The organism is Halomonas aquatica, assembly GCF_040196335.1.
GTDB classification, from domain to species: domain Bacteria; phylum Pseudomonadota; class Gammaproteobacteria; order Pseudomonadales; family Halomonadaceae; genus Halomonas; species Halomonas aquatica.
Genome location: NZ_JBEGCJ010000006.1, coordinates 161,253 through 170,959, shown reverse-complemented (window position 1 = coordinate 170,959; position 9,707 = coordinate 161,253). Strand labels below are relative to the sequence as shown.

Annotated in this window: 14 protein-coding genes and 1 rRNA gene; 6 read left to right on the top strand and 9 right to left on the bottom strand. The window is 67.1% G+C overall.

Features of this window, described 5'->3' with window-relative positions:
* From rrf to ABE960_RS14095, 3 genes are all read left to right on the top strand, one after another.
* Positions 1-75: ribosomal RNA gene (gene rrf / locus ABE960_RS14895) — 5S ribosomal RNA — on the top strand; the annotation flags it as partial.
* A gap of 154 nt (positions 76-229) precedes the next feature.
* Positions 230-427 carry a hypothetical protein gene (locus tag ABE960_RS14100; protein ID WP_349762937.1) on the top strand — a complete coding sequence of 66 codons (198 nt, stop codon included), beginning with the start codon at positions 230-232 and terminating at the stop codon, positions 425-427.
* 214 nt (positions 428-641) lie between these two features.
* Positions 642-1,217, top strand: a complete 576-nt coding sequence (locus tag ABE960_RS14095) for an isochorismatase family protein (protein WP_349762936.1) — start codon at positions 642-644, stop codon at positions 1,215-1,217.
* 6 nt (positions 1,218-1,223) lie between these two features.
* Here ABE960_RS14095 and yaaA read toward each other — a convergent pair whose 3' ends face one another.
* Both yaaA and ABE960_RS14085 read right to left on the bottom strand, forming a co-directional pair.
* The gene (gene yaaA, locus ABE960_RS14090; RefSeq protein WP_349762935.1) at positions 1,224-2,003 is read right to left on the bottom strand and encodes a peroxide stress protein YaaA; all 780 of its coding nucleotides are present in this window, start codon (positions 2,001-2,003) and stop codon (positions 1,224-1,226) included.
* Between the two features lie 108 nt (positions 2,004-2,111).
* Positions 2,112-3,143, bottom strand: coding sequence for an NADP(H)-dependent aldo-keto reductase (locus ABE960_RS14085; protein ID WP_349762934.1), 1,032 nt, complete (start codon positions 3,141-3,143; stop codon positions 2,112-2,114).
* Between the two features lie 224 nt (positions 3,144-3,367).
* On the opposite strand from ABE960_RS14085, the gene ABE960_RS14080 reads away from it, so the two are divergent.
* Entirely contained in the window at positions 3,368-3,928 is a 561-nt protein-coding gene (locus ABE960_RS14080; protein ID WP_349762933.1) for a tetratricopeptide repeat protein, read from the top strand.
* 49 nt (positions 3,929-3,977) lie between these two features.
* Positions 3,978-4,478: a hypothetical protein gene (locus ABE960_RS14075; protein ID WP_349762932.1), complete on the top strand. Its 501-nt coding sequence runs from the start codon at positions 3,978-3,980 to the stop codon at positions 4,476-4,478.
* Positions 4,479-4,514: 36 nt separating this feature from the next.
* Here ABE960_RS14075 and ABE960_RS14070 read toward each other — a convergent pair whose 3' ends face one another.
* From ABE960_RS14070 to ABE960_RS14040, 7 genes are all read right to left on the bottom strand, one after another.
* Entirely contained in the window at positions 4,515-5,072 is a 558-nt protein-coding gene (locus ABE960_RS14070) for an LOG family protein (protein ID WP_349762931.1), read from the bottom strand.
* Between the two features lie 205 nt (positions 5,073-5,277).
* On the bottom strand, positions 5,278-5,799 hold the full coding sequence (locus ABE960_RS14065; RefSeq protein WP_349762930.1) for a DUF501 domain-containing protein: 522 nt from the start codon (positions 5,797-5,799) through the stop codon (positions 5,278-5,280).
* Positions 5,771-6,097, bottom strand: a complete 327-nt coding sequence (locus ABE960_RS14060) for a hypothetical protein (protein ID WP_349762929.1) — start codon at positions 6,095-6,097, stop codon at positions 5,771-5,773. The genes ABE960_RS14065 and ABE960_RS14060 overlap by 29 nt, the downstream gene beginning before the upstream one ends.
* Positions 6,098-6,175: 78 nt before the next feature.
* Entirely contained in the window at positions 6,176-6,643 is a 468-nt protein-coding gene (ybaK, locus tag ABE960_RS14055) for a Cys-tRNA(Pro) deacylase (RefSeq protein WP_349762928.1), read from the bottom strand.
* A complete protein-coding gene (locus ABE960_RS14050) occupies positions 6,640-7,047 on the bottom strand; it encodes an acyl-CoA thioesterase (protein ID WP_349762927.1) in 408 nt (135 codons plus the stop codon). Before ABE960_RS14050 ends, ybaK begins: the two co-directional genes overlap by 4 nt.
* Positions 7,048-7,117: 70 nt before the next feature.
* Entirely contained in the window at positions 7,118-7,930 is an 813-nt protein-coding gene (locus ABE960_RS14045; RefSeq protein ID WP_349762926.1) for a hypothetical protein, read from the bottom strand.
* 107 nt (positions 7,931-8,037) lie between these two features.
* Positions 8,038-8,469, bottom strand: coding sequence for a hypothetical protein (locus tag ABE960_RS14040; protein ID WP_349762940.1), 432 nt, complete (start codon positions 8,467-8,469; stop codon positions 8,038-8,040).
* A 43-nt stretch (positions 8,470-8,512) separates the two neighbouring features.
* Between ABE960_RS14040 and ABE960_RS14035 the strand changes: the two genes are divergently transcribed.
* Positions 8,513-9,691, top strand: coding sequence for a MalY/PatB family protein (locus ABE960_RS14035; RefSeq protein ID WP_349762925.1), 1,179 nt, complete (start codon positions 8,513-8,515; stop codon positions 9,689-9,691).
* Positions 9,692-9,707: the final 16 nt, after the last annotated feature.

Genomic DNA, 9,707 nt, shown 5'->3' with positions numbered 1-9,707 from the left:
GAACTCAGCAGTGAAACCGCTCAGCGCCGATGGTAGTGTGGGGTCTCCCCATGCGAGAGTAGGTCATCGTCAGGCACCTATTCCGAGAAAACCCCGAGTTCACTGAACTCGGGGTTTTTTCATGTCTGGCCGTTTAAACACATGGACCTCGAGTGGAAAGGCCGTCTGACAGTGGCTATGGTTCTCCTGCAAGCCCCTACGGACTTGCACGTCTCAGGAGGAGATGACAATGAAGCGCGAGATGATGCGCAGGCTTGGCCTGGCCCTTTTGATCACCATGCTGGGGGTCGGACTGGCCGGCTGCGAGGAGCAGGGGCCGGCCGAGCAGGCAGGCGAGAAGATCGATGAGTCCATGGAAGAGATGGGGGAAGGCATGGAGGAAATGGGCGAGAAGATGCAGGAGGCCACAGAAGACGCGCAGTACTGATCTCTCGCCTCCGGGGCATAAAGGTAAAGAAAAGGCCGGGCATGTTGCCCGGCCTTTTGCGTCACGGTCTGATGCTCAGTGACGAAGGCGCCGCTGCTCATCGGGGGAAGGAAACAAGAAAGAGTCGGAAGCGCCCATACTAATGGCTATGCTGGTCTGCCACGACATCCAAGCATGATAACCAAGCACGACAACCCAGAACGGAGGTACGCCGATGCGCCTGTCGAGAGAGAAGAGCCTGATGCTGATCGTCGACCTGCAGGCCGGCCTGGTGCCGGTGATCGAGCACGGTGAGCAGGCGGTGACCGAGGCGGCCTGGCTGGGGGAACTGGCCACCTCCCTGGAGGTGCCGGTCTGGGTGACCGAGCAGTATCCACAGGGACTGGGGCACAGCGAGCCCCGGTTGCTGGAGGCGCTGCCGGGACATCGTGTCTGGCAGAAGCTGCATTTCGGCGCACATGACGAGCCGGCCTTCGCCGAGGCGCTGGCGGAGACCGGAAAGCGTCAGGTGGTGCTTTGCGGTACCGAGGCGCATATCTGCGTGATGCAGACGGGCCTTGGCCTGCTCGAGGCGGGCTACGAGGTATACTGGCTGGTCGAGGCGACGGCCAGCCGGCGGGAGGCCGAGGCGCGCCTGGCCAGGGAGCGGATGACCCATGCCGGCGCGGTGGCGGTGAGTTGCGACATGGTGGCCTACGAGTGGCTGCACCGCTGCGACGACGAGGGCTTCAAGCAGGCCCATCGCCGTTTCCTGAAGGAGCGCTCGGGGCGCTCCCTCGTCTTTTCTTGAGCGACCTCAGGCGGCCCCCTCGGGGCGAGTGAACACCAGGGTGTCTCCCTCGGAGAGGGCAGCATTGAAGGCGTAGCCGGCCACGTCGAAGTGCTTCAGGCCCTCGGGGTCGTCCAGGCGCTGGCGGATCATCCAGGCCGCCATCAGTCCACGGGCCTTCTTGGCATAGAAGCTGATGATCTTCAGCTTGCCGTTCTTCTCGTCCTTGAACACCGGGGTGATCACCCGTGACGTGAGCCGCTTCGTGTCGATCGCCTTGAAGTACTCGTTGGAGGCCAGGTTGACCAACACCGGGCTGCCGCTGGCGGCCAAGGCGCGATCGAGCTCTGCGGTCAGCGTCGCCTTCCAGAAGGCATAGAGGTCCTTTCCTGCCGGGTTCTCGAGCCGGGTGCCCATCTCCAGGCGGTAGGGCTGGATCAGGTCGAGGGGGCGCAGCAGGCCGTAGAGGCCGGAGAGGATGCGCAGGTGCTCCTGGGCGAAGGCGTTGTCGTCGTCATCGAAGGTGCCAGCCTCGAGCCCCACATAGACATCCCCCTGGAAGGCCTGGGCGGCGGGCTTGGCGTTCTCCGGTGAGAAGGGGGTGTGCCACTCGGCGAAGCGAGCGGCATTGAGCCCCGCGAGCTTGTCGCTGATGCCCATCAGCTCGCTGAGCCGCTGGGGCGAGTAGTCCCTCAGGATCTCGATCAGTTCCCGACTGCGGTCGAGGTGATCCGGCTGTGTGTGCCGGGTCGTGGTGGCGGGGGTCTCGAAGTCCAGCGTCTTGGCGGGCGAGATCACGCTCAGCATGGGGCGCTCCTGTACCTGAAGGGGTGGCCTGACGGTCGTTCCGGCCAGTATACCAAGCCGCCCGAGGGCCATGGACTATCGGGCAGATAGCCCATGGCCAGGGCCGCTTCAGGGCGCTGGGTTGGGGATGCGCTGGTGGACCGCCTCGATGGCCTCCAGCACCTCCCGGTCGAGCCTCAGGGATTCGCTTGCGAGGTTGCTTTCCAGCTGCTCCATGGTGGTGGCGCCGATGATATTGCTGGTCAGGAAACTCCTCGAATTGACGTAGGCCAGCGCCATCTGTGCCGGGTCCAGGTCGTGCTCGCGTGCGATCCGCACATAGGCGGCGGTCGCCTCCTCGGCCAGCGGCGCGGTGTAGCGCTGAAAACGCTCGAACAACGTCAGGCGGGCACCGGCCGGCCGGGCACCATCGAGGTACTTGCCGGAAAGGGCGCCAAAGGCCAGCGGGGAGTAGGCCAGCAGGCCGACCCGCTCGCGATGACTGATCTCGGCCAGGCCCACCTCGAAGCTACGATTGAGCAGGCTGTAGGGATTCTGGATGCTCGCCACTCGCGGCAGGCCCAGAGCCTCGGCCAGGTGAAGGGCGCGCATCACCCCCCAGGGGGTGTCGTTGGACAGTCCGATGGCCCGCACCTTGCCGGCGTCCACCAGTTCCTTGAGTGCCGCGAGGGTCTCCTCCAGTGCGGTGGCATCCTCTTTTTCGTCATGAACATAGCCGAGCTTGCCGAAGAAGTTGGCCTTCCGGTCCGGCCAGTGCAGCTGGTAGAGGTCGACATGGTCGGTCTGCAGGCGTGCGAGGCTATCGTCGATGGCCTGGTGGAGGTGGGCGCGAGTCAATCGCGGGCCACCACGGAGGTAGTCCAGCCCCGGGCCGGCTGCCTTGGTGGCAATGACCAGGTCATCGCGGCTGCCGCGACGCTTCAGCCAGTTGCCGATGTAGGCCTCGGTGCGCCCCTGAGTCTCGGCCTTCGGGGGCACCGGATACATCTCGGCGGTATCGATGAAGTTGATACCGAAAGCCGTGGCACGGTCTAGCTGCTCGTGGGCCTCGGCTTCACTGTTCTGCTCGCCGAAGGTCATGGTGCCCAGGCAGAGGCGGCTGACCTCGATGCCGGTATCGCCTAGCGGTCGCATCTGCATCCGTCGCTCCTTGCAGGGTGGCTGATGGGAGGTGATCCGGCATGTTAGCGAGGCTCCGGCGGGGCGGCAAATTACGGGGGTTGAGTCACTGACGGGGGGCGCGTATGCTTGCCAACCCATAGCCCCGGCGGAGTCCGCAGGGCCACCGTTTACTAGAGGGAGGGGTGCCGGACACAGGGCGTGGCCGGCATCCCTTCCGCTCAATTGGACGCAGGGTAGTTGCCATGCCAGAGGCATCCTCACTGTTCACCCGGCTCGAATACCGGCTTGCGCAGCAGTTGTTTCATACTCGCTGGCTGCCTCGTTCGCCGCGCACTCAGCGCCTGACCATGCGCCTCTTTCAGCGCTGTGCCGATGCCGGGCACCGGGCTGCGTTGTCGCAGTATGGGCACATGCTCTTCCACCGTGGCGTCAGTCCTCAGGACAAGGCCCGCGGGGCACGCTATGTGCTCGAGGCCGCGCACGCCGGTGATGCCAAGGCCCAGCACCAGGCAGGCCAGATCTACGAGTACGGTTGCGCCCAGTATCCGCGGCGCGACGACCATGCCGTGACCTGGTATGCACGCGCCGGCGAGGCAGGCCATCCCTTGGCGGCTACCCGCCTGGCTCGGGCCTACCGCCACGGCGAGCTGAGCCTGTCGGTGGATGCCGAGAAGGCCAGGCACTGGCAGGCCCTGGCCGACGGCCTGGCAGGGTTTTCCGGTTCGCTTGAGGCGGGTTCGCCGGGCTCTGGTTCCCCGGGCCCTGACTTACTGGACAGGACCGAAGGCGAGACAAGACACTAGGCCTTCGATGCGACGGCATCGGCTATTTCGACCAAGGACTCCCCCGCCCGTGACGCTACCCACACTGCTGGATATCGAGGCGTCCGGCTTCGGGCGCGGCAGCTACCCTATCGAGGTGGGCCTGGCCCGCCCCGATGGGAGTACCTGCTCCTTCCTCATCCAGCCGCTGGACGAGTGGACGCACTGGGACCCCAAGGCAGAGCTGCTGCACGGTATCAGCCGTGGGCGACTGGAGCGCGAGGGCTATCCGGTTCGCCAGGTGGCGCGCTGGCTCAACGATGAGCTGGGGGACGTCGGCATCGCCTACAGCGACAGCTGGGGCTATGACAACACCTGGCTGTCGCTGCTCTTTCATCATGCCGGCATGTTGCCGGCCTTCCGGCTGGAGGCCTTGCGCATCTTGCTGAGCGAGCAGCAGCAGGCTCTGTGGAGCCGCACCAAGGAAGCGTTGATCCGCGAGCAGGGCATCCATCGGCATCGCGCCGGAGAAGATGCCCGCCTGCTTCAGCTGACCTACCAGCGCACCCTCGAGCTCACCGCCGACGCCTGAACCGGCATGCTCCCGTCAGGAGCGCACGTCTTCTCCTCAGTCCTCGCCGCTGGCCAGTCGAGCCTCCAGGGCATCCAGCAGGTCGGCGGGCTCGGCGACATCGATCAGCTCGGCCCGGGTGCGGCCATCGAGGAAGCCTTGTTCCACCGTGTTGTCGAGGAAGCTCAGCAGCGGGGCATAGAACCCGGCGGTATCGAGCACGCCGATGGGCTTGTCGTGGATACCCAGGTAGTGCCATGTCCAGGCCTCGAAGAACTCCTCCAGGGTCCCGATGCCTCCGGGCAGCACGATGAAGGCATCGGCATGGGCGGCCATGCTGGCCTTGCGCTCGTGCATGTTGCGGACCCGGACCAGCTCGGTCAGGCCCTGATGGGCCTGCTCGCGCTCGACCAGGTGGTCGGGCATCACGCCGATGGCCTCTCCGCCGGCGGCCATCACGGCATCGGCCAGTCGGCCCATCAGGCCGACGCGGGCGCCGCCATAGACCAGCCCATGGCCACGCCGGGCCAGTTCGTCCCCGAGTCGTTGCGCGGCCTCGAGGAAGTGCGGGTCACGGCCCTCCCGGGACCCCAGGTAGACGCAGAATCTCGACATGCTTTCCTCCTTGGCAGGCCCTCATCCTAGCGGCTCGGGCCAAGGTGCCGGAAGTCCCAACCCGAAAACGCGAAGGGCGCCCCGAGGGCGCCCTTCGCGGTCGTGATGGCCGGCTCAGCGAGTGCCTGGCCATCACATGGGTATCCAGGTAGATCCAGGGAACTCCTTATGTTGTCGGGATTAGTGTCGGGATATGATGCTGAGATCACGGCAGGCAATCGGCGACCCCGTAGTGCTCGTCGAGCCACTGGCCGATGACGTTCTCGCCGCACAGGTGGTGGGCATACTGGGTATGCAGGCAGCGGACCTGGTCACGGTTGGCGATGCCGCCGATGCCGCGTGCGGTGAGCACCCCCTCGTACCCGAGTTGGGTGACCTCCGTCCTCTGGGCCTCGCTCATGTAGCCCCAGCGAGCCGCCACGTAGGCGTCGTGGCTGCGGTGATAGGCGGCCAGGAAGTCGGCGTCTTCCTGCAGAAGGGTCTCCAACTGCTTGATCACCCCGGCGGCCTCGATGTGCGAGATCTCGATCTTGAGACGCTCCGAGCAGAGCCAGTAGAGCGTCGGGAAGGGCTTGCCGTCGACGATGGGGGCCATGCGCAGCACCAGCGGGGTGCCCTCGCCGTCGGTGGCGGCCAGGGCCTCGATGCCGCGGGGCGCGCGGCCGAGCTGCTCGGCGATGATGGCCAGCTGGTGCTCGTCAGGGGCCTGATCGGTTCGGATCACCATCGTCGTCGTCCCGTACAAACTTGGTCGAGTGCCCCACGGCCAGGAAGAAGGCGCGGTTGAGCTGCTCGGGAGTGGGCACGTAGCGCCATTCCCGCTCGCAGTACTCGCCGGCCCTTGCCATCAGCACGTCATGGAGGCGATTGAACGGCGCATCATAATCGTAAGGGTCGGCGCCGAACAAGCGGATGTGCGGATAGTCGGCGAAGCGCTCGAGGAAGTAGCGCTTCAGGTCAGCCTCGACGGCACGGTGCCGGGGGATGTCGTCCGGATCCAGCCAGAGGGTATAGCGGATGGCCATGGGGGCTCCCGTCGGTGAGGACTGTCCTGCTGGGACAGCGTTGTGCTGGGTTCGGCTCAGGGCTGACTCGAGTGGGGCTCAGCGGCGAAGCGGGGCCTCGCGTGCGCCGATGAGCCGGGCCAGGTCGCCCGGGGCGAGGCGGATCTCCAGCCCCCGCCGGCCGCCGCTGACGTGGATCGCCTCGAGGCTCAGGGCGCTGGCATCGAGGAAGGTGGGCAGGCGCTTTCGCTGGCCCAGCGGGCTGATGCCGCCCACCACGTAGCCGGTGGTTCGCTCGGCGTCGGCGGGGTCAGCCAGGCTGGCCCTGCGGGCCCCGGCGGCTCGGGCCAGAGCCTTGAGGTCGAGCTGGCCGGAGACCGGTACGATGGCCACCACCAGGCGGCCATCGTCCAGCCGGGCGAGCAGGGTCTTGTACACCTCGTCGGCCGAGAGGCCCAGGGCCCGGGCGGCCTCCTCGCCGAAGGCGGGGGTGCGCGGGTCGTGCTCGTAGCTTTCCAGGTGGAAGGCCACGCCGGCCTTCTCAAGTACCTTCACTGCCGGGGTCATGCGTCTGCCGGCTCCTCCTGGCGGTGGGCCTCCAGGGCCTCGCGCAATTCGCCCTCGATGGGGATGGCCTGCTTGGTCTCGTGGTCGAAATGCACCATCACGGCGTGACCGAGGTTGGTCAGCTTCCCATCCTGGCGAGCCTCCTGGCTTACCGTGAAGGAGCTGTTGCCGAGCCGCGAGACATAGGTACGGATCTCGATCTCGCGCCCATACTGCAGCTCGGCCCGATAGTCGACCTCCATGCGTGCCATGATCAGTCGCCACTTGCGCGGGTCCAGGTCAGGCGTGAAGAGGCGGAAGAGGTCATTGCGGGCCAGCTCGAACCAGGCCGGCAGCCGGGTGTTGTTGACGTGGCCCAGGGCATCGGTGTCGTAGAAGGCGGGCTCGACGGTGCATACGAACATCGGCGGGTTCCTAGTGGTCGTCTCTGGAGGGACAGCTTTGCCCCGAGCAAGCGCTCGGTCAAGTGCCTGGTCACGGGCTCCCGGCCAGACGTCGGGTCCGCCATGCCTGCAGGCGGGTCCAGGCCAGCAGCCAGGCGGTGGCAACGACGAAGCCGGCCAGGGTGCCGATCAGCAGCCCGAGGCGCTCATAGGTGAGCGAGATGCTCAGGGCATAGCAGAGCAGGGCGCCGAGCCCGGCCGGGTAGTGCTTGATCACCGTGGCCACCGGCGCCGCGCCGTGGGTCAGGTGCAGTATCACCAGGAAGGGGTACATGGTCACCGGGAAGGCGGCCATGACCCCGGCCCAGGCGGCCGGCATCACGTGGGCGAGTCCGGTGATCAGGAAGATGATGCCGGCGGCCAGGGCGGCTCGAAGGCCCAGCGCGGCCCAACTGAAGCCGCCCCTTGGGCCGGCCACGGTATCCGGTACCCGCCGATAGAGCCGCAGGAAGACGATGATGGCTGCCAGGGTGGTAAGGGTGCCGGTCAGCCTTGTGAACTCCAGCTGGGTCAACAACAGGCTCACCGCCAGCCAGGCGATGAAGCCGCCCGCGCTACCGGCGAGCACGCCGGTCAGGCCGTCGCGGCGGGCGCACAGCAGGTATCCGCCGCCCAGCGCCAGGGTGGCGCTGAAGCCTGCCAGGGTGTGCACGGCGCTCTCGGTGGCGAAGGTCGGGGATATCTCCAGGCCGATGAAGAACAGCGCGATGGCGGTGCCCAGGGGGTAGCCGGAGAGCAGGCCGGCTACGCGCGGGTTGACCCGCTCGGCGATCATCGAGAGGCCGAGCACCGCGGCGATGGAGACCAGCAGCTTGGCCAGCTGCCAGCTCAGGGGAACATCCATGCTGTTTGCCTTATCCTTATCGGGTTCTTCGCAGACTGGCGTGAAGGCATCGACTGTACCCTTTCAGTCCAGTTTGCCCGTGTAATGGGCGCCGGGAGGCCTGGTGACTAGACCAGGCGCAGACCCTTGAGGTCGGTCCAGGCGGCCCTCAGTGCGACGGCCAGCGGCTCGCGCAGGTGCTCTGGCAGCGCCTGCTCGGCGGCGCCGACGCCATCGAATTCGCGATTGCGCAGCCAGCAGTAGGCCCAGGCGCAGGCCTCGTCATCGCTGGCCGGCAGGGGGCGGGCGGGCATCTGCACCAGCAGGAAGGTGGCGGTGCGCGCCGCCCACAGCGGCGGTTCCTCGCCACCGGCTTCGCTCCAGGCGACGAGGCTCTCGCCGTCCGGGGTCTCCTCCGGGAGGCCGATTCGGGTCACCCGGGCGGTCTCGGCGAGCAGCAGCGCCAGGCGGTCTGGATCGCCCTGGCCCAGGGTGAGCCACTGCCCGACCAGGTCGGGCAGGCCGCGGCGCACCTTGGCATAGAAGCCGTCATGGGGCATGGTCTCTGTCATCTTGCTGGCCTTCTGAAAGCGGGAACTACACATGGAATTCGATTTTGCCACGCCCGTCGAGCGTCGCCACCCGTCGGGCGGCCCTTGGCCCTCGCAGAAGTGGCATCGCTATGGGGAGGAGGTGCTGCCGCTGTGGGTCGCCGACATGGACTTCGCATCGCCGCCGGCGGTCATCGAGGCGCTGCAGGCGCGGGTCGCGCACGGCGTCTTCGGCTACGGCCTGGTCCCCGACTCGCTGCGCGAGACCCTCTGCGCCTGGAGTGTCGAGCATTATGGCTGGACCATCGACCCGGGCTGGCAGGTGTGGCTGCCGGGGGTGGTGCCGGCCCTGCACCTGGCCTGCCTGGCGCTCACCGAGCCGGGAGACGGTGTGCTGACAGTCACGCCGATCTATCCGCCCTTCCTGCGCGTCGCCGAGCGCACCGGGCGCCTTGCCCAGCAGGCAGCCCTGAAGGCCCCGGCCTCCCCAGAGGACCCTTGGCGGCTCGACCTGGACGCCCTGGAGGCGGCGATCACCCCGGCAACCCGGCTGCTGCTCTGGTGCCAGCCCCACAATCCCACCGGACGGGTCTGGACGCGGGAAGAAATGGCGGGGCTGGCCGAACTGGTGCAGCGCCACGACCTGCTGGTGGTCTCCGATGAGCTTCACTGCGACCTTCTGCTCGACGAGGGCGCCCGCCACGTGCCGCTGGCCGTCGCCTTTCCCGAGCTTGCCTCGCGCACCCTGACCCTCTGGGCGCCCTCCAAGACCTTCAACCTGGCGGGGCTCACCACGGCCTGCGCGTTGATTCCCGATGCGGGCTTGCGACGGCGCTTCGCCGCGATGGCAAAGGGCCTTCAGCCGGACGGCAACATACTCGGGCTGGTGGCCGCAGAAGCGGCCCATACCCATGGCGAACCCTGGCGGCAGGCGCTTCTGGAGGTGCTGCGTGGCCATCGTCGGACCCTGGTGGACCGGGTGGCTGGCTGGCCGGGTGTGGCAATGAGCTACCCCGAATCCACCTACCTGACCTGGCTGGACCTTCGTGAGGCGCCTGCCCTCCAGGGCCTGGAGGGGTCTCCTCAGCGCCAGCTGCTGGAACGGACGGGGGTCGCGCTCTCCGACGGGGCCGACTTCGGCTGGCCGGGTTTTGCTCGCCTCAACTTCGGTACCACGGCGATCCAGCTGGATGCCGCCCTGGCCCGGCTGGACGGCATACTGCGAGGCTGAACCCCACGCATGAAGC